The 18,672-nt window shown below is 69.8% G+C and carries 15 protein-coding genes; 11 read left to right on the forward strand and 4 right to left on the reverse strand.

Going from position 1 to position 18,672, the window contains the following annotated elements; genetic code table 11:
- The first annotated feature begins 19 nt into the window (after positions 1 to 19).
- The 9 genes from ACFSVL_RS28815 to ACFSVL_RS28855 all read left to right on the forward strand — a co-directional run bounded on the left by ACFSVL_RS28815 (position 20) and on the right by ACFSVL_RS28855 (position 11,204).
- Complete coding sequence (locus ACFSVL_RS28815; protein ID WP_378308697.1) at positions 20 to 526, forward strand: NUDIX hydrolase; 507 nt, start codon at positions 20 to 22, stop codon at positions 524 to 526.
- A 14-nt stretch (positions 527 to 540) separates the two neighbouring features.
- Positions 541 to 2,703 carry a DUF6049 family protein gene (locus ACFSVL_RS28820; RefSeq protein ID WP_378308698.1) on the forward strand — a complete coding sequence of 721 codons (2,163 nt, stop codon included), beginning with the start codon at positions 541 to 543 and terminating at the stop codon, positions 2,701 to 2,703.
- A 690-nt stretch (positions 2,704 to 3,393) separates the two neighbouring features.
- The gene (gene murJ / locus ACFSVL_RS28825) at positions 3,394 to 5,172 is read left to right on the forward strand and encodes a murein biosynthesis integral membrane protein MurJ (protein WP_378308699.1); all 1,779 of its coding nucleotides are present in this window, start codon (positions 3,394 to 3,396) and stop codon (positions 5,170 to 5,172) included.
- 79 nt (positions 5,173 to 5,251) lie between these two features.
- Positions 5,252 to 6,850: a protein kinase family protein gene (locus tag ACFSVL_RS28830; RefSeq protein ID WP_378308700.1), complete on the forward strand. Its 1,599-nt coding sequence runs from the start codon at positions 5,252 to 5,254 to the stop codon at positions 6,848 to 6,850.
- Between the two features lie 31 nt (positions 6,851 to 6,881).
- Complete coding sequence (sigM, locus tag ACFSVL_RS28835; protein ID WP_378308701.1) at positions 6,882 to 7,547, forward strand: RNA polymerase sigma factor SigM; 666 nt, start codon at positions 6,882 to 6,884, stop codon at positions 7,545 to 7,547.
- Positions 7,544 to 8,341, forward strand: coding sequence for a hypothetical protein (locus ACFSVL_RS28840; RefSeq protein WP_378308702.1), 798 nt, complete (start codon positions 7,544 to 7,546; stop codon positions 8,339 to 8,341). The genes sigM and ACFSVL_RS28840 overlap by 4 nt, the downstream gene beginning before the upstream one ends.
- Positions 8,342 to 8,436: 95 nt before the next feature.
- On the forward strand, positions 8,437 to 9,429 hold the full coding sequence (gene trxB / locus ACFSVL_RS28845) for a thioredoxin-disulfide reductase (RefSeq protein ID WP_378308703.1): 993 nt from the start codon (positions 8,437 to 8,439) through the stop codon (positions 9,427 to 9,429).
- 34 nt (positions 9,430 to 9,463) lie between these two features.
- Positions 9,464 to 9,787, forward strand: coding sequence for a thioredoxin (gene trxA, locus ACFSVL_RS28850; RefSeq protein WP_378308704.1), 324 nt, complete (start codon positions 9,464 to 9,466; stop codon positions 9,785 to 9,787).
- A gap of 268 nt (positions 9,788 to 10,055) precedes the next feature.
- A complete protein-coding gene (locus tag ACFSVL_RS28855; RefSeq protein ID WP_378308705.1) occupies positions 10,056 to 11,204 on the forward strand; it encodes an N-acetylmuramoyl-L-alanine amidase in 1,149 nt (382 codons plus the stop codon).
- Between the two features lie 1,245 nt (positions 11,205 to 12,449).
- Here ACFSVL_RS28855 and ACFSVL_RS28860 read toward each other — a convergent pair.
- Positions 12,450 to 13,094 (reverse strand): GNAT family N-acetyltransferase, encoded by a 645-nt coding sequence (locus ACFSVL_RS28860; protein ID WP_378308706.1) that lies wholly within the window; start codon positions 13,092 to 13,094, stop codon positions 12,450 to 12,452.
- Between the two features lie 182 nt (positions 13,095 to 13,276).
- On the opposite strand from ACFSVL_RS28860, the gene ACFSVL_RS28865 reads away from it, so the two are divergent.
- Together ACFSVL_RS28865 and ACFSVL_RS28870 are read left to right on the forward strand one after the other, a co-directional pair.
- Positions 13,277 to 14,596, forward strand: a complete 1,320-nt coding sequence (locus ACFSVL_RS28865) for an aminotransferase-like domain-containing protein (RefSeq protein WP_378308707.1) — start codon at positions 13,277 to 13,279, stop codon at positions 14,594 to 14,596.
- A 30-nt stretch (positions 14,597 to 14,626) separates the two neighbouring features.
- Positions 14,627 to 15,577 carry a D-alanine--D-alanine ligase family protein gene (locus ACFSVL_RS28870; RefSeq protein ID WP_378308708.1) on the forward strand — a complete coding sequence of 317 codons (951 nt, stop codon included), beginning with the start codon at positions 14,627 to 14,629 and terminating at the stop codon, positions 15,575 to 15,577.
- 130 nt (positions 15,578 to 15,707) lie between these two features.
- On the opposite strand, the gene ACFSVL_RS28875 is transcribed toward ACFSVL_RS28870, so the two are convergent.
- From ACFSVL_RS28875 to rsmG, 3 genes are all read right to left on the reverse strand, one after another.
- Entirely contained in the window at positions 15,708 to 16,724 is a 1,017-nt protein-coding gene (locus ACFSVL_RS28875; protein WP_378308709.1) for a ParB/RepB/Spo0J family partition protein, read from the reverse strand.
- Complete coding sequence (locus tag ACFSVL_RS28880; RefSeq protein ID WP_378308710.1) at positions 16,721 to 17,644, reverse strand: ParA family protein; 924 nt, start codon at positions 17,642 to 17,644, stop codon at positions 16,721 to 16,723. Before ACFSVL_RS28880 ends, ACFSVL_RS28875 begins: the two co-directional genes overlap by 4 nt.
- Before the next feature lie 86 nt (positions 17,645 to 17,730).
- Positions 17,731 to 18,411 (reverse strand): 16S rRNA (guanine(527)-N(7))-methyltransferase RsmG, encoded by a 681-nt coding sequence (rsmG, locus tag ACFSVL_RS28885; protein WP_378308711.1) that lies wholly within the window; start codon positions 18,409 to 18,411, stop codon positions 17,731 to 17,733.
- Positions 18,412 to 18,672: the final 261 nt, after the last annotated feature.

Below are 18,672 nucleotides of genomic sequence, written 5' to 3' on the forward strand. Positions count from 1 at the left end.
TTTGCTCTAGCATCGCAGCATGTCTGGATCTGCCGGTCGCGCCGGAGGGCCGAAGCCGCGCCGGCGGCGACGGCGCCACCGCGGCAGGCGGCTGACCACGGTCGATGAGACCTCGGCCGGCGGGCTCGTGGTCGACCCGGTCCGGGAACGCGCGGTGCTGATCGGGCGGCTCGACCGACACGGCAGACTGCTGTGGTCGTTGCCGAAGGGCCACATCGAGGACGGGGAAACGGTGGAGCAGACCGCGGTGCGCGAGGTGAAGGAGGAAACCGGCATCTCCGCGCGCGTGCTCCGCCCGCTCGGCACCATCGATTACTGGTTCGTCGCGCAGCAGCGCCGGGTGCACAAGACCGTGCACCACTTCCTGCTCGAAGCCACCGGTGGCGAGCTGTCGGACGAGGACGTCGAGGTGACCGAGGTCGCCTGGGTTCCGCTGGCCGAGCTGGAGACCACCCTCGCCTACGCGGACGAGCGCAAGCTGGTTCGCGGGGCAGCTGAACTTTTCGCGCCCGACGAGCGCGGCTGAGAGGGAGCACCCGAGTGAAGCGGCCCGCCGCCTTCTTGCTGTCCTTGCTGATCGTCGCCGCCACCGCGTTGTTCGGTGTGCCGGCGAGCGCGCAGGAGAATCCGTCTCCGGAGCCTGCCCGGCTGCGCCTCGACCTCGGCCAGCTGTCCCCGCGCGTGGTCACCAGCTCGGACCAGGCGATCACGGTGACCGGGACGGTGACCAACACCGGCTCCCGGCGGATCGTCAAGCCGATGGCTCGGCTGCAGATCGGCGAGCGGCTCTCCAGCCCGCGCGCGATGGACTCGGTGCTGGCCGGAAACCCGGTGCAGGACAGCCCGCTCACTGATTTCACGACGCTCGCCGAGGAGCTGGAGCCGGGACAGAGCGCCCGGATGGACATCACGGTGCCGCTCACCGGACCGCGCGGCGCGGCGTTGCGGCCCGGCGTGTACCCGCTGCTGGTGAACGTGAACGGCACCCCGGAGTACGGCGGCCCGGCCCGGCTCGCCGCGGTGAGCCTGCTCATGCCGGTGCTCTCGACGCCGGGGCACTCGAACAACCAGGCGACTCAGCGGCATTCGAAGGTGGCCGTGCTGTGGCCGATCACCGACAGCACGCCGCACGTCCAGTCCGCGCCGTTCGGCGTGCCGATGACGCTCACCGACGATTCGCTCGCCGGTGAACTGAGCCCGGGCGGACGGCTGTATTCCCTGGTCTCGGCGGCGCGGGCGGCGCAGGAGAACAACCAGAAGGTCGGCGGCTCGCTGTGCTTCGCCCTCGATCCGGACCTGCTGCGCACGGTGGACGCGATGCGCAATGGCTACCGCGTCAGCGGCGGCGGGGCAGGAAAGGGCGCGGACGCCGCTTCGAACTGGCTGGCGGCGCTGCGCGCGCTGGTCACCGGCCGATGCGTGATCCCGATGCCGTTCGCCGACGCCGACCTCACCACGCTCGGCAAGGTCCGCAGTGCCGACGGCAACGCCGACGCGGGCCTCATGACCACGGCGTTGAGCGGCACGGCGGTCATCCGCCAGGTGCTCGGCGTCGAGTCGCGAAGCGGCGTGCTGTGGCCGGGCGGGACGCCGGACGAGAAGGCGCTGTCGGCGATCTCGGCGGGCGGTTTTCAGACAGTGCTCACCGACAGCGCGAAGCTGCGAGCCGGTGGCGACGACGAAACCGTCACCGGTGCCGCGACGTTGAGCGACGGCCTGCGCGCGCAGCCGACCAACTCGATGGTCACCAGCGCTCTCACCGGCTTCACGCCGAGTCCGCAGACGCCAACGACGTACAGCGGAGCGTCACAGCGCGCGGTCGCCACGCAGAACGGCCTCGCCGCGGTCGCGTTCGAAGCGGGCCTCGGCCGCACCGAAGGGTCCGGCGGGCCGCTGCTCATCGCTCCGCCGCGGCGCTGGGACGCCACCACGGACGAACTGGCCGCCTTCCTGTCCGGGCTTGGCAAGCTGACCACCGCCGGCGTGACGGCCGGTTCGTCGCTCGACGACCTGCTGGGCAGCACCCCCGAGGGCAGCGCCTCGCTGGTCGCGAGCACCCGGTCGGACGGCGGGGCAGCGGTCGCCGATCAGCTGTCCGGCCTCGACCAGGACGTCGCCAGCCTGCTGTCCGCGATGCAGCTGGACCCCAGGAACCGGGTGGAACCGAAGGCGATCGTCGGACCGGTCCGCGACGCGCTCGTCCGCGGCAGCTCGACCGCGTTCGGGGCCGCCTCGGCACCCTCGTCCGCCTCGGCGAACGCGACCGCCGAACTCGCCGCGATCCGCGATCAGGTCACCGTCGAACAGCCGAAGCAAACGTTTGCGCTCGCGTCCGGGTCCTCGCCGCTGCCGGTCTACGTGCACAACGACCTGCCGGTCGGCGTCAGCGCGCAGATCGCGCTGAAGAACAACATCGGCGTCCGGCCCACCGAACAGACCAAGAACTGGCTTTTCCCGGCGAAGGGCGGCCAGACCAAATACGTGCAAATCGAGGCACTGCGGGCCGGGCATCTGTCGGTCGATGTGTCCTTGACCACCCCGGCGGGCACCGATCTCGGCGGAACCGCGCGGTTCGAGCTGACCTCGACCGAGTACGGCCCGATCACCATCATCATCACCGTCGTCGCTGGTTGCGCGCTGCTGCTGCTGGCGTCCCGGCGGATCTACCGGCGAGTGAAGGAAAGCCGAGGCGGCACGCCCTGACATCGCGAGGGGACGGGTACTCGCGCCCGTTCCCGATTACCCTGGGTCCGCGCTGCCACAATGGCAGGGACCAGGGGACCGCAGAGGATTGGGCACGCGTTGGACAAAGAGCCGGGTCAACCACCCGAGCGTGCGGGTCGTCCCCGGCGGGACGGCGCGCCGCCGAGGCGGGACGATCAGCCTCGCCGCGCGGTCCGGGACGCCCGTCGCCAGCCGCCCCCTCCGCCGCCGCCCGCCGATCGCAGGCAGCCGCCGCCCAACGGCACCCGCCGGATGCCGCTGCCGGACGAGCGCCCGCCCGCCGACCGGCCACCGTCCGACCGGGCTCAGCCGCGCCGGATCGACCCGCGCGGCGGCGACCCCCGAGAACCCCGCGAGCCCAGGGACCGAGCCCCGCGCCGCGTCCCGCCGCCGCCCCCGAACGGCCAGCAGCGCCCGGCCCCGACCAGGGCGGCCATGCCGCCGGTCCGCAGGCCGCCCCCGCCGAGGCCGGGCGGGCCGCCGTCCGGACCGCAGCAGCTCCCGCCGTCGGGTCCGCAGCCGCTCCCGCCGAACCAGCCGCCGAACCGCGGCCAGCTTCCGCAGCCGACGCCGCCGCCCGCGAACGTGCCGGGCCCGCCGCCACCGCCGGTGCACCGGGGCCGCAGCCCGCGTCCCGGCGCGCCGATCCGGCCGTGGCAGGAAGAAGCAATGCGGGACCCGGACGCCACCCGGTTCATCCCGCGCACCGCGGGCGTCCCGCTGGCCGCCCCCTCGCGCTGGCCGACCGCCGACCCGGACGTGCTGCGCCCGTACGACGCGCTGGCCACCCAGGTCATGCCGCGGATCAAGGACGCGCCGCTCGCGCGTCCGGCCGAGGCTCCCGAGCAGCCGAAGGACGAGGGCCCGTCGGTCGCCAAGGCGTCCGGGCGGATGGCGATCGCGTCGCTGATCAGCCGGATCACCGGCTTCCTGTGGAAGGTGCTGCTGGTCGCGGCGATCGGCTCCGGGGTCGCGACCGACTCGTTCAACGTCGCGAACACGATGCCGAACATCATCTTCGAGCTGCTGCTCGGCGGCGTGCTCACCAGTGTGGTGGTGCCGCTGCTGGTGCGCTCGCAGGACGATCCCGACCACGGCCAGGCCTACGCGCAGCGGCTGCTGACCACCGGCGTCACCGTGCTGTTCATCGGCACCGTGATCGCGGTGATCGCGGCGCCGGCGTTCACCTCGCTGTACATCGATTCGTCCGGCGAGGCGAGCGCGGGGCTCACCACCGCGTTCGCCTATCTGCTGCTGCCAGAGATCTTCTTCTACGGCGTGTTCGCGCTGGTCTCGGCGATGCTGAACGCCAAGCACGTGTTCGGGCCGACGGCGTGGGCACCGGTGATCAACAACCTGGTGGTCATCTTCACCATCCTCGTGGTGTGGCTGATGCCGGGTTCGATCGACACCGGCAATCCGTCGATCACCGATCCGAAGGTGCTCACCCTCGGCCTCGGCGTCACCGGCGGCATCGCCGCGCAGGCGATCATGCTGGTCCCGCCGCTGCTGCGGTCCGGCTTCCGCCCGCGCTGGCGGTGGGGGCTGGACAGCCGGATGAAGGAGTTCGGCGGGCTGGCCCTGTGGGTCGTCGGCTACGTCGCGGTCAGCCAGGTCGGCCTCACGATCACCACCCGGGTGCTCACCAAGGGCACCTCGGGCGGCGTCACCGCCTACAACTACGCGTGGCTGCTGTTCCAGCTGCCCTACGGCGTGCTCGGCGTCTCGCTGCTGACCGCGATCATGCCCCGGCTGAGCCGCGCGGCCGCCGACGGCGACACGAAGAAGCTGGTCAGCGACCTGTCCTACGCGTCGCGGATCTCGACGGTGACGCTCGTGCCGATCTCCGCGGTGATGACGATCGTCGGCACCTCGATGGGCGTCGCGCTGTTCGCGATGGGCAAGGGCAGGCTCGAGGACGCCGAACGGATGGGCCAGGCGCTGGCGATCACGGCGTTCGCGCTGCTGCCGTACGCGCTGGTGATGCTCCAGATGCGGGTGTTCTACGCGATGAAGGACGCCCGCACGCCGACGTTGATCATGATCGTGATGACGCTGGTCAAGGTGCCGCTGCTGTTCCTGTGCCCGGTGCTGCTGAATCCCGAGAACATCGTGCTCGGCGTAATGATGGTGAACGCGCTGACGTACGTGATCGGCGCGATGCTCGGCCAGGTGTGGCTGTGGGTGACGCTCGGCAACCTGCGCAGCAAGCGGGTGATCGGGGTGATCCTGTTCACCGTCGTGGCGAGCGTGCTCGGGGTCGCGGCCGCGTGGGTCGTCGGGCTGGTCGTGCCCTCGTCGCTGAGCCCGGTTCCGCACGCCTGGATCAAGCTCGTCCTGCAGGGAATCGTCGGCATCGCGGTGTCGTTCGGCGTGCTCATGGCGCTGAAGGTCGAGGAGCTGAAGCCCGTAACATCAAGGTTCACCCGATTGATCAAGCGCGGGTAACGATTGATTCACGACTCACGACGCTTCTACGGCTGATGATCCGGGTACCCTCGGTGCCGGGAGCGAAGCGGGAGAGAGCGTGGACACGAGACGAAGCGAGCAGGCGGGGGACGCCGCGGGCATTCGCGCCCGGGGCGGATCGCTCGCACCCGGACGCGTCGTAGGGGACGGCCGGTATCGCCTGCTTGCCCAGTTCGGGGTAGACGAGCGGGCCGCCGCGCACCTGTGGCGAGCACGAGACGGGCAGCTCAAGCGGGATGTCGCGCTGACGCTGCTGGTCGGCGATCCGGCGGATCCGGAGGCGGCCCGGCAGGCGCGGCGAACCCTGGAACGAGCGGCGCACGCGTCGAAGTTCGGGCACGGCGGCGTCGCCAGAGTGCTGGACGTGCTGAGCCTCGGCAGCGGCGTCACCTCCAGCGAGGGACTGCTCGGCGTCGTGGTGGCGGAGTGGACCAAGGGCAGCGACCTGGTCGACCTGGTGGCGCAGCGCCCGGTGGCCCCCGCCGCGGCCGCGCGGATGGTGCAGGCGCTCGCCGAAGCGGTCGACCACGCCCACCAGAACGGCCTCGTCCTCGGCCTCGACCACCCGCAGCGGCTGCGGCTCACCCCGGGCGGCGCGCTCAAGCTCGCCTTCCCCGGCCCGCTGCCGGAAGCCACGCTGCGCGACGACGTCAAGGCGCTCGGCGCGGTGCTGTACCTGCTGCTCACCGGACGATGGGCGCTGCCGGGCGGTCCGCCGGCGATCCCCGCGGCCCCGCTCACCCCGCAGGGGCACGTGGTGCCGCCGCGGTCGCTGGTGCCCGCGGTGCCGCCGGAGCTGTCGTCGCTGGCCGTGCGCACGATCGAGGACGGCGGCAGCGGCGGAATCCGCACCAGCTCGGCCATCCTCCGCGTGCTCGGCCAGGTCGCCGACCAGGAGGAACGCACCCAGCTGATCAACGCGGTCGGCAAGGACGACGCGGCCGCCGAGACCGACGGCACGATCTGGACCACGAAGAAGCCGGTCAAGGATGTCGCGCGGCGGCGGAAGCTGGCCTTCGGCGTCACCGTGCTGGTGGTCGCCACCGTGGTGATCCTCGCGTGGGGCGGGCTGATGCTGATCAACCTGTTCCAGGGCGACGGGAAGGCGACCGGTCCCACGATCAACGTCGCGGCCCCGCCCAGTTCGGCTCCGGCCAAACCGGGCAACCAGGCCCCGCCGCCGTCCAACCAGCCGCCCGCCGGGCCGAAGATCGGCGAGCCGGTGGCCCCGAAGTCGGCGTCGCTCTACAACCCGCAGGGCTCCGGCGACAACGCGAGCCGGGTGAAGAACACGATCGACGGCGATCCGGGCACGATCTGGAAGACCGACCAGTACCAGCAGCAGCTGCCCGCGCTGAAGCCCGGCGTCGGGATCGCGGTCCAGTTCGACGACCCGGTGAACCTCGCGCAGGTGAAGATCACCGCGAACAGCCCGGGCACGAAGGTCGAGATCCGGTCGGCGGAGAGCAAAAACCCGCAGCTCGACGACACCAAGGTGGTCGGAAGCGGCGACCTGAACGGGCCGGACACCACGATCACCCTGCAGCAGCCGACGCAAGGCCAGTACTTCATCGTCTGGATCACCCAGCTGGGCGACAACGGCGGCGACGGCTTCCTGAGCCAGATCGGAGAGCTGAGCTTCCTGCCTGCGGGCTGAGCTGCGATCGCGACTCAGTAGGCTCTGCCGGGTGACGGCTGCAGCTCCCACGGATGCGGATCTGATCGCGGCACACGCCGCGGGTGATCCGCATGCGTTCAGTGAACTGGTCCGGCGGCATCGAGACCGCATGTGGGCGGTCGCCCTGCGCACGCTGCGCGATCCGGAAGAGGCGTCGGACGCGCTGCAGGAGGCGTTCATCTCGGCCTTCCGCGCGGCGGGCAAATTCCGGGCGGAGTCGCAGGTCACGACCTGGCTGCACCGGATCGTGGTGAACGCGTGCCTCGACCGGATCCGGCGAAAGCAGGCACGGCCGACCGTGCCGCTGCCCGAGACCGGGGAGTTCAACGAACCGGCCGCGCCCGGCGATTCGATGGCGCAGCGGGAAACCAGCCTGCTGGTCCGCCAGGCGCTCGACGAGCTGCCCGAGGACCAGCGCGCGCCGATCCTGCTGGTCGACGTCGAGGGCTATTCGGTGGCCGAGACCGCGAAAATGCTCGGCATCGCCGAGGGCACGGTGAAGAGCCGGTGTGCGCGCGGGCGGGGAAAACTCGCGAAGGTTCTCGGGCATCTGCGGAACCCGGACGGGGGTGGCGACGTCCCAACTAACGAAAGCAAACGCAAGCACGCCACTTCGGAGGGGTCCCGGAGTGCCGGGCGAGTCCAGCGCTCGCCGGGGAACGGGGAGGGACGATGACGGACGAGAGCCGGGGGGCAGGCGGAACCATCGGACCGCCCTGGTCTGTCGACCTGCTCGCCGACCTCCACGCCGGGGTGCTCGACGACCAGGAGGCGGCGCAGCTGTGGCCGCGGGTGAACGCGGATCCAGAAGCCCGCGCCATCATCGAGGCCCTCGAAGCGACCACCGCCGACCTGTCCGCGCTCGCCGCGGAACCAGCCCCGCCGATGCCCGCGGAGTTCGCGGCCAAGCTCGACGCCGCGCTCGCCGCGGAGTCGGCGGCCCGGCAGGAGGCCACGTTTCCGGCGGCCGCACCGGAACCTGCGGAGCAGCAGGTCGCGCCGGTGGTGGACCTGTCGGCGGCGCGGCGGAGGCGGAACCGGCAGCTCGGCTGGGGCGCCGGGATCCTGACCGCGGCCGCGGCCGCCGCGGTGGCCATCACGCTGACCGTTCCCGGAACCACCACAACGGACACGTCCGGCGTCGCCGCACCCGCGCCGTCCGCGGTCGGCGGCCCGTCCGTCGGTGCCGACGGGAGCGGGGCAGAGGCGCTGCTGGGCGGCGGCCTCGGCGTACGGAACTACGGCCCGCTGCAGGACGCGAAGCGATTCGACGCGTGTGTCGAGGCGGCGGGCATGGATCCGGCGGTGCGACCGGAGGGCGTGCGGCCGGTGACCGTCGACGGCAAGCCTGGCGTGGTGGCGATTTACACCACCGGCAAGCTCGCGCAGTTCCGCCTGGTCGCGTTCGGCGCGGAGTGCGGTCCGGGCAACCCGGCCAAGCTGTTCGACAAGGTGGTCGGCAAGAAGTAGCGGTCCGGACGTAGCGGGCGTCACCGCCGGGAACACCTCCACCTACGATCGTGTTGAGCCTGGAGCACAGGTCACTACGAGCGGAGGGTTGACGGGTGGCTGCCGAGGAAATCAGGAACCTGATCGTCGTCGGGTCGGGTCCTGCCGGTTACACCGCAGCGGTCTACGCGGCGCGCGCACAGCTCGAACCGCTGGTGTTCGAAGGCACGCAGTTCGGCGGCGCGCTGATGACCACCACCGAGGTCGAGAACTTCCCGGGCTTCCGCGACGGGATCCAGGGTCCGGACCTGATGGAGGAGATGCGCAAACAGGCCGAACGGTTCGGTGCCGAGCTGCGCGCGGAGGACGTCGAGTCGCTTGAGCTGACCGGCGACGTGAAGTACGTCGTCGCGAACGGCAAGCGCTACGCCGCGCGCGCCGTCGTGCTGGCGATGGGCGCCGCCGCGCGGTACCTGAAGGTGCCGGGCGAGCAGGAGCTGCTCGGCCGCGGCGTGTCCGCCTGTGCGACCTGCGACGGTTTCTTCTTCCGCGACCACGACATCGCGGTGGCCGGCGGCGGCGACTCGGCGATGGAGGAGGCGACCTTCCTGACGAAGTTCGCCAAGTCCGTGACGATCGTGCACCGCCGGGACGAGTTCCGGGCGTCGAAGATCATGCTCGAGCGCGCCCGCGCGAACGAGAAGATCAAGTGGCAGCTGAACTCGCAGATCACCGGGGTCGAGGGCGACGGGACGGTGTCCGGCCTGAAGGTCCGCGACACGCAGTCCGGCGACGAGAAGACGCTCGACGTGACCGGGTTCTTCGTCGCGATCGGCCACGACCCGCGCAGCGATCTGGTGCGCGGCCAGGTGGACGTGGACGAGGACGGCTACGTGCTCACCAAGGGCCGCACGTCCTACACGAACGTGCCCGGCGTATTCGCCGCGGGCGACTTGGTGGACCGCACCTATCGGCAGGCGATCACCGCGGCCGGCTCCGGCTGCAGCGCGGCGATCGACGCGGAACGATGGCTCGCGGAGCACGGCGAAGCCGACGCGCACGAGGCACCGGAGCTGGTCGGCGGCGGCTACGGCGCTGGCGAGCACTGACTTTTCCACCGAGTTGAAGTTGAAGGAGCAAGCGATGTCCGAACCCGTGAAGGTGACCGACAAGTCGTTCGTGGACGACGTCCTCACCAGCGAGAAGCCCGTTCTCGTCGATTTCTGGGCGACCTGGTGCGGTCCGTGCAAGATGGTCGCCCCGGTGCTCGAGGAGATCGCGAAGGAAAACGGCGACAAGATCACCGTCGCGAAGCTCGACATCGACGAGAACCCGAACACGGCGCGTGACTACCAGGTGATGTCGATCCCGACGCTGATCCTGTTCCAGGGCGGCAAGCCGGTGAAGCAGATCGTGGGCGCGAAGCCGAAGGCCGCGCTGCTTTCCGATCTCTCCGACGTGCTCTGAGCGGTCCACCTGCTGAGAACCCGGGCCAGCGGCAATCGACTCGCCGGTCCGGGTTCTCGCACGTTCGGGAACCACCCACACGGGGGTGGGGGCGCAGGTGCACCCGGCGTGTCCACCGTGGGACAAGTGCCCCCTCCAGTGGCGCACCGACCGGGCCTGCGTCCTTACCGAGAGTTCACAGGGCACAATGGGTGCCTGGGTACACCCCTACCCGGGTTTCTGTTTCGCATCGAGCCGGTTTCGGTGCCTGAGGAAGAGCGAGGAGTGCATGCGGGTACTCCGCCGCGGTGACGCCGGTCCCGACGTCGCCGAGATCAGGTCGATCCTTGCCGGGATGGATCTGCTCCCGCCGGTGGCGGGGACCGAGCGGTACAACACGTTCGACGTCGCGGTGGAGCAGGCCGTGCGCGCGTTCCAGCAGCGCCGCGGGCTCATCACCGACGGCGTAGTGGGCCCTGCGACGTACCAGGCGCTCAAGGGCGCCAGCTATCACCTCGGGAGCCGCCCGCTCCAGTACCTTTTGTCGTCGCCGGTACAGGGCGACGACGTTTTCACTCTTCAGGAGCGGCTCACCGAGCTCGGCTTCGACGCGGGCCGCCCGGACGGGTACTTCGGCCCGCAAACCGAACGCGCCCTGCGCACGTTCCAGCGCGACATGCGGCTGACGTCGGACGGCATTTGCGGCCCGGCCACCATCCGCGAGCTGCACCGCCTGTCGTCGCCCCGCGCCCGCGGCGGCCGCCCGGTCTTCCTGCGCGAGCAGGAGCAGGTGCGCCAGGCAGGCCCGCGCCTGCGCGGCAAGCGCATCGTCATCGACCCGGGCCACGGCGGCGAGGACCTCGGTGTCGTCGCCGGCGGCCTGCGCGAGGCGGACATCGCCTGGGATCTGGCGCGCCGGCTCGAGGGCCGCATGCAGGCCACCGGCATGGAAGCCCTGATCAGCCGGGGCCCGAACCACAGCCCGACAGACTTCGAACGCGCCCGTTTCGCCAACGACGCCGGCGCGGACCTGTTCCTGTCGCTGCACAGCGACGGCAACCCGTCGCCGCGCGCCCAGGGCGTGGCGAGCTTCCACTTCGGCACCGGCAACGGCACGACGTCCACCGTCGGCGAACTGCTGGCCGGCTTCATCCAGCGGGAAGTCGCCGCGCGCACCGGCCTGCTGGACTGCCGCACGCACTACAAGACGTGGGAGATCTTCACCCGCACCCGCTGCCCAGCGGTCCGCGTGGAAATCGGCTACCTGACCAACCCGGACGACGCCGCCCGCCTGGGCGACCCAGCCTTCCGCGACGTCGTGGCCGAGGGCATCCTCATCGCGGTCAAGCGCCTGTACCTCCTCGGCGAGGGCGACCAGCCGACCGGCACCTTCACCTTCGCCGACGTCCTGGCCCACGAACTGGCCAAAGCCGAATAGCCCGCAAGCTCTCGATTCCGTCCCAGCCTCGCGCACGGTTGCCGATTCAGCCCGTCTGATTCGCCCTGTACTGGCCTTTTCCGCTGAATGCCACCCGAGGTTCATCCCGCACGCTCCCGCCCTCTGACGCACCTCTGCCGCCCGCCACGTCGGCCCGTAACAGACGCCAAGTTGGGCGAAATGCCGATTGACCGTCTTCGCAGGTCCATGGGGCCTTTGCGGGAAGCTGATTCCCATGGCTGGGGCTTGAGGCGGCGTTGCGGGTGCGGCTTAGGCGTGTCTGCCCAAGGCCGAAGCGGCTGGCGGACCGGGTTGGCTTGCTTCAAGGCCAGCACAGGCGGCGGAAGCTGGGCGTGTCGTCTGTGAGGGGCTCCCTGAGGGAATCAGATTCCCTCAGGGAGCCCCTCACAGACCTGAAGAAACGGTCCTACTGGTATTAGTCGGACATTTCGCTAACCCAGGCGTCCTTTATGGATGGTCAGCAGGCCGAGGCCACCCGGCTTAAGCCCCCTGGCATTGGACTCCGGATTCCCTCAACGGACCTCGCGGACGGCAAACCCTGCCCCGCACCCCAAAGCCCGAGCATCACCCGTGCTGACCCACCACTCACCTCAGCCACCTGTTACCCACAGTTACACTCGGCCGCACGGCCTTCACCTAAGAACCCCAGCCCGGCCAAGCCGCCCCCCGGCCACCGCCCCCAAGCGCCAACCCAGCCTTCACCCACAAGCAACCGGAGCCCCCACACCACTTAACCGGCGCCACAAGAACTTGCGCCCCACTGCTCCAGCACCCACCACACCTGGGGGCAGCCCCCACCCTCCACGGGGGGCGTCCCCAGATCCATTCTATCCATCCACAGCTTTTCCACGGCCTCTATCTGCAATCTGTGGATAACTCGGGGGTTCTTCCACAGTTGTGCACAGGTACCGGGAGTGGGTGTTTTTCGGCGCGGGCGGAGGTGGTATGGGGTGGGTTTGGGGTGTCCGCGTTCGAGGGGAGTCCGCGGGGATCGGTGGTTGAGCGCGCCCGGGCTGACCTCGGTTGATGCGGGTGGGGAGGGGGTTTGGCGGGGTGGGGATGTGGCGCTCGGCGGGGGCGGTGGGGCGTTCAGGGAAGCGGGGGCGGGCGATCGACAGGTACGGAGAGTGACCGGGGAGCCCGTGGCAGAGACGTGCGTTCAGGGTGGGTGTTCGCGCGGTCATTCAGGCTGATCTCAGCCGCGCAAGGGGAGGAGAGAGAGGGTCAGGCGCGGCCGAGGCTCGGTTCGGCGGTCGTGATCGTCACTTGGCCCAGGAGGCGTTCGAGGGCCGCCTCGACGTCTTCCTTCCACGTGATCGCCGAGCGCAGTTCCAGGCGCAGCCGCGGGTACTTCGGGTGCGGGCGCACCGTCTTGAAGCCCACGCTCTGCAGGAACGCGGCGGGCAGCACGCACGAGTGCTGGCCCAGCGGGTCCTGCTCGTCCGGGGTGGCGTCGCCGAAGGATTCGATGGCTCGGACGCCGCGTTTGGTGAGGTCCTTCGCTACGGCCTGGACGAGCATCCGGCCGAGGCCGCCGCCGCGGAATTCGGGCAGGACCTGGGCCGCGGTGAGCAGGACGGCGTCCGCGCTGGGCGGCGACGTCGGGAAGGCGAGCGACCGGGGCACCGCGTTCGGCGGGGCGTACAGCACGAAGCCGACCGGCAGCGTGTCGCTGTAGACGATGCGGCCGCACGAGCCCCATTCCAGCAGCACGCTGGACACCCAGGCTTCTTTCTCGACCTCGGTGGAGCCGTACTCCTCGGCCTGCGCCTTCAGGTGCGGGGCCAGCTCCCAGTACACGCACTGCCGACAGCTCTTGGGCAGGTGCTCAAGGTTGTCCAGGGTGACGCCCACCACGCGACGTGACACCTGAAACCTCCCTGGACCCCGCAACTCCGGCCTCGGCGCCCGCGAAAAGCGCAGGCGGCACCGGAAGAACCTCCCCGAGGATAGGCCGATGTGACAAGCGCCGGAAGAGCGGGGAGCCGGAAGAGGCCGCGGTTACACTCGATGGATCTACCAGCAGGTACCACCGAGCCCTCAGGTGTCCGATGACCGAGAACCGCCCCGCCAAGCCGCAGACCGGCCGCCACAATCTCGACCCGCATCTCGACCGGTACGCAGCACGTACCGCGGGGATGACCGCATCCGAGATCCGCGCGCTTTTCGCAGTGGCAAGCCGGCCGGAGGTCGTCTCGCTCGCCGGTGGCATGCCGAACCTCGCCGCGTTGCCGCTCGACACGCTTTCGGCTCAGGTCGGCGAGATCATCGCCGAGGAGGGGCTCGTCGCCCTGCAGTACGGCTCCGCGCACGGGATTCCCGGGCTGCGTGACCAGATCTGCGAGATCATGGCTCTCGAGGGGATCAAGGCGCACCCCGACGACGTCGTGGTCACCGTCGGTTCCCAGATGGGCCTCGACATGGTGACCCGGCTCTTCTGCGACCCCGGCGACGTCGTGATCGCCGAAGGCCCGTCGTACGTCGGCGCGCTCGGGTCGTTCTCCGCGTACCAGGCGAATGTCGTGCACGTCGCGATGGACGAGCACGGTCTCGTGCCCGAGGGGTTGCGGGAAGCCTTGCGCCAGGCCGAGAAGGCCGGGCAGCGGGTCAAATTCCTTTACACTATCCCGAATTTTCACAACCCGGCTGGCGTGACGCTGTCGGTCGAACGGCGTCCGGAGATCGTCGAGATCTGCCGCGAGCACGGCGTGCTGATCATCGAGGACAACCCGTACGGCCTGCTCGGTTTCGACGGCCAGACCTATCCGGCGCTGCGCTCGCTCGACCCGGACAACGTCGTGTACCTCGGCTCGTTCTCGAAGACGTTCGCCTCCGGTCTGCGCGTCGGCTGGGTGCTCGCGCCGCACGCGGTGCGCGAAAAGCTCGTGCTGGCAGCGGAATCCGCGACGCTGTGCCCGCCGACCTTCAACCAGATGATCGTCTCGCGCTACCTCGCGACGCACGACTGGAAGGGCCAGATCAAGAAGTTCCGGGAGAACTACCGCGAACGCCGCGACGCGATGTTGTCGGCGCTGCAACAGTATCTGCCGCCCGGCTGCTCCTGGACCCATCCCGACGGCGGCTTCTACGTGTGGGTCACCGTGCCGGAAGGTGTTGACACCAAAGCGATGTTGCCGCGCGCGGTCACGGCGCGGGTGGCGTACGCGTCCGGCACCGGTTTCTATGCCGACGGTTTCGGCTCGCGCCAGATGCGGTTGTCGTACTGCTATCCGACGCCGGAACGCATCCGCGAAGGCGTGCGTCGGCTCGCCGCGGTGCTCGAGTCCGAAATGGACCTCAGCCGCACCTTCGGTAGCGTGAAGGCGCGCACCATCCCGGGGCCCGAGACCCCGTCTCCGGACACGGTCTGACCGGCCCTGCAACACTAAGGAGTTCCCACGGTGGTCGACCGTACCGTTGCCGTGCTCGCCGGCGGGCTTTCCCACGAACGCGACGTTTCGCTCCGCTCCGGGCGCAGGCTGTCCGCCGCGCTGCGGTCCGAGGGCCTCACGGTGGAGGAGTGGGACACCGACGCCGGGCTGCTGGAGCGGCTGCGCACGCAGCGTCCGGACGCGGTTGTCGTCGCCCTGCACGGCGGCGAGGGCGAGAACGGCTCGGTGCAGACCGTGCTGGAAATGCTCGACGTGCCGTTCGTCGGCACCCACTCGCAGGGTTGCCGTCGCGCCTGGGACAAGCCGACCGCCAAGGCGTTCGTGCAGCAGGCCGGGTTCTCCACGCCGGACTGGATTGTGTTGCCGCACAGCACTTTCCGTGAGCTGGGCGCACAGTCGGTGCTCGACGCGATGGTCGAGCGGCTCGGGCTGCCGCTGATCCTCAAGCCGGATCAGGGCGGGTCGGCGCTCGGCACCCAGGTGGTCCGGGAAGCGGCGGAGCTGCCCGCGGCGATGGTCGGCTGCTTCGCCTACGGCGACACCGTCCTCGCCGAACGGTTCGTAGATGGCGTTGAAGTGGCCGTCACGGTCATCGAAGGGGAGAACGGGGCCGAGGCCCTGCCCGCGGTGGAGATCGTCCCGGAGAGCGGCGTCTACGACTACACGGCGCGCTACACCGCGGGTCTCACCGACTTCTTCACCCCGGCCCGGATTTCCGACGAAGCCGCGAAGGCGGTCAGCGAACTCGCGGTCGGTGCGCACCGGTGGCTCGGGCTGCGCGACATCTCGCGTACCGACGCGGTGATCACGCCGGACGGGGGAGTCCACTTCCTCGAAGTGAACCTCTCGCCCGGCCTCACCGAAACCTCGACGGTGCCGATGGCCGTCGAAGCCGCCGGCACGACCCTCGGTTCAGTTTTCGCGGATCTCGTCGCGCGCGCGGTCGCCCGCGCGAACTAAGACCAGGCGGACGGGGCGGGCGGCGGTCCGCCGCCCTTCCCCGCGCCGGTCGATTCCGGCGGCCACTCCGGGTGACCACGATGGCCCCCATCCGCAATCATCACCGTGACGAAACGCCCCTGGGTGATCCCTAATCGGTTTCGTCGGTCTGATTCGCCGATTTTTCCCCTGAGTTCGCGTCAATGATCCCGACGATCCGCTCAAGATCGTCCACCGATCCGAACTCGAGAACGATGCGTCCCTTGCGCCGGCCGAGGTCGACCTTCACCCGGGTGTCGAACCGATCGGACAGCCGGTTCGCGAGTTCCTGCAACCCGGGTGCCTGGATCGGCTTGCGGGGAGCGGCTTTCGGCTTGGCCGGTTTTTCGTTCTTCTTCAGCGTGACGGCTTCTTCGGTGGCACGCACCGACATGCCCTCCGCGACGATCCGCGCCGCCAGTTCTTCCTGGCTTTCCGGATCCTCCAGCGACAGCAGCGCCCGCGCGTGCCCGGCGGACAGGACGCCGGCGGCCACCCGCCGCTGCACGGGGAGGGGCAGTTTGAGCAGCCGGATGGTGTTCGTGATGACCGGGCGGCTGCGGCCGATGCGCCCGGCCAGTTCCTCGTGCGTCACCGCGAACTCGTCGAGCAGCTGCTGATAAGCCGCCGCCTCTTCGAGCGGGTTCAGCTGCACGCGGTGGATGTTCTCCAGCAACGCGTCCCGCAGCATCGACTCGTCGGCGGTCTGCCGCACGATCGCGGGGATCGCCTCGAGTTCCGCCTGCTGCGACGCCCGCAGCCGACGCTCGCCCATGACGAGTTCGTATTCGTCGTCCCCGAGTTCGCGGACGACGATCGGCTGCATGAGCCCGAACTCGCGGATCGAATGCTCGAGTTCGGCGAGCGCTTCCTCGTCGAAAACCTGGCGAGGCTGCTTCGGATTCGGCTTGACCGAGCTGACCGGGATCTCGCGGTACACCGCGCCGGCGACCTCGCCGCCCGCGATCGGCTGGCCCGCCGCACCGTTCGCGGCGAACCAGCCCTTGTCCTCGCGAGCCGCCTTTTCCGCGGGCGCGCTGGTGTCGCTCGCGGCCGCAGGAGGCGTTGCCGGGCCGGTCGGAATCAGGGCCGCGAGCCCTCGGCCGAGCCCTCCTCTGCGCTCAGTCATGTGGTGCTGCTCCTCTCGTTCACGCCCCGCTCGGCGATCTCCTTCGCCGCGTCGAGATAGCTCATGGCACCACGTGAACCGGGGTCGTAAGCGAGGACGGTCTGGCCGTAGCCGGGTGCCTCGGACACCTTCACGCTGCGCGGGATGACCGTCTTCAGCACCGTGTCACCGAAGTGGTTCCGGACCTCGTTGGTCACCTGGTCGGCCAGCTTGGTGCGGCCGTCGTACATGGTGAGCAGAATCGTCGACACGCTGAGTTCGCGGTTGAGGTGCTGCTGCACGAGTTCGATGTTGCTGAGGAGCTGCCCGAGACCCTCCAGCGCGTAGTACTCGCACTGGATCGGGATGAGCACTTCCTGCGCCGCGACCATCGCGTTGACGGTGAGGAGACCGAGCGACGGCGGGCAGTCGATGAAGACGTAGTCGACGCCGATCTCGTCAAGCGCCCCAGACGACAGCGCTTCCTTGAGCCGCGTCTCGCGGTTCGCCATGGAGACGAGTTCGATCTCGGCACCGGCGAGGTCGATCGTCGCGGGCACGCAGAAGAGGTTGGGGGACTGCTCGCTCTGCTGCGCGGCCTCGGCGATCGACACCTCGCCGATGAGCACCTCGTAGATCGACGGCGTCCCGGAGCGGTGGTCGATGTCGAGCGCGGTGCTGGCGTTTCCCTGCGGGTCGAGGTCGATCACGAGCGTCTTCAACCCGTGCACGGCGAGCGCCGCGGCCAGGTTGACAGTGCTCGTCGTCTTGCCGACCCCGCCCTTCTGGTTGGCGACGGTGAGCACCCGGCGACGGAACGGTCGGGGAAGCTCCCCTTCCTTGGGGTGGAGCACGCTCGCGGCGCGAACGGCTTCTTCAGCGATCGGCGTCCAGCCCATCTCCTGGCTGGCCTCCGCGGAGTCGGACGGTGGGGGATTCACCGGTCTCGACACCTCCTCCTGGTAGACGATTCGGGGGCGTTCACACCGCGATGTTTCACGTGGAACGGCGCGGCTGTGGTCGTTCGCTAGCTCCGTCTGCCACGTGGCCGGGTCGGCTTCGGCGGCAGGCGACGGATCAGGATCACCGTGCTGGGGACTTCGAGTACTGCCTTCCCGCACTCCGCGATCTGCGGTTCGGCACCGCCGGCCTTGCGCACCGCGTCGCGGTCACGGGAAATCTCTTCGGCGGCGCTGGCGCCTTTGAGGGCAACCAGTCGACCTTCGGGACGAACCAGGGGAAGGCACCAGCCCGCGAGCCGAGCGAGGGGAGCGACCGCGCGAGCGGTGACGACGTCTGCGTCACCCAGCTGCTCGCGTACGGACCGCTCCTCGGCGCGTCCACGGACGATGGTGATCGGGAGTTCCAGCTTCTCGGCAACCTCGGCCAACCAGTCAACCCGGCGAGCCATGGGTTCCAACAGAACGATATCGAGGTCCGGTCGAGCGATCGCCAGCGGTACACCCGGAAGCCCGGCCCCCGACCCGACGTCGACCACGCGCACCCCAGATGGGATCTGCTCGCCGATCACCGCGGAGTTCAGCACGTGCCGCTCCCACAGCCGGTCCACCTCGCGCGGCCCGATCAGCCCTCGCTCGACCCCGTGAGTCGCCAGCAGCTCCACGTACCCAGCGGCTTGCTCGACGCGGTCCCCGAACACCTCCACCGCCGCGGTCCGGACCGTCCCGGTGGCGCCGTCCAAGCTCACTACTCCCACTCCTCGCTCCGCGCGTTTCACGTGAAACGCGCTCGATTGATTGTCCCTGATGCCGACGCCAAATCGAGTCGACAGACCGCAACTGTGGACAACTCCACTCGAGTCGTCGAGCGATCCACAGGTCGTTTCACGTGAAACTCGATCCGCGAGCGGGCGACCGGCCAGCGGCGGGTTTCACGTGAAACGCCACGCTTGTAATTCGCTCCGGTTCAACGAGCGCGCACGAGGGCGGCGGATGTCGGAAGCCGCACT

This window comes from Amycolatopsis silviterrae, from assembly GCF_042684085.1.
GTDB classification, from domain to species: Bacteria; Actinomycetota; Actinomycetes; order Mycobacteriales; family Pseudonocardiaceae; genus Amycolatopsis; species Amycolatopsis silviterrae.

What these genes read in the sequence shown, in the direction of transcription:
- ACFSVL_RS28875 (WP_378308709.1), bottom strand. Translation starts at nt 16,724, where the DNA reads ATGACTGAGCGCAGAGGAGGGCTCGGCCGAGGGCTCGCGGCCCTGATT.
- ACFSVL_RS28865 (WP_378308707.1), top strand. Translation starts at nt 13,277, where the DNA reads ATGACCGAGAACCGCCCCGCCAAGCCGCAGACCGGCCGCCACAATCTC.
- trxA (WP_378308704.1), top strand. Translation starts at nt 9,464, where the DNA reads ATGTCCGAACCCGTGAAGGTGACCGACAAGTCGTTCGTGGACGACGTC.
- ACFSVL_RS28815 (WP_378308697.1), top strand. Translation starts at nt 20, where the DNA reads ATGTCTGGATCTGCCGGTCGCGCCGGAGGGCCGAAGCCGCGCCGGCGG.
- ACFSVL_RS28855 (WP_378308705.1), top strand. Translation starts at nt 10,056, where the DNA reads ATGCGGGTACTCCGCCGCGGTGACGCCGGTCCCGACGTCGCCGAGATC.
- murJ (WP_378308699.1), top strand. Translation starts at nt 3,394, where the DNA reads ATGCGGGACCCGGACGCCACCCGGTTCATCCCGCGCACCGCGGGCGTC.
- ACFSVL_RS28840 (WP_378308702.1), top strand. Translation starts at nt 7,544, where the DNA reads ATGACGGACGAGAGCCGGGGGGCAGGCGGAACCATCGGACCGCCCTGG.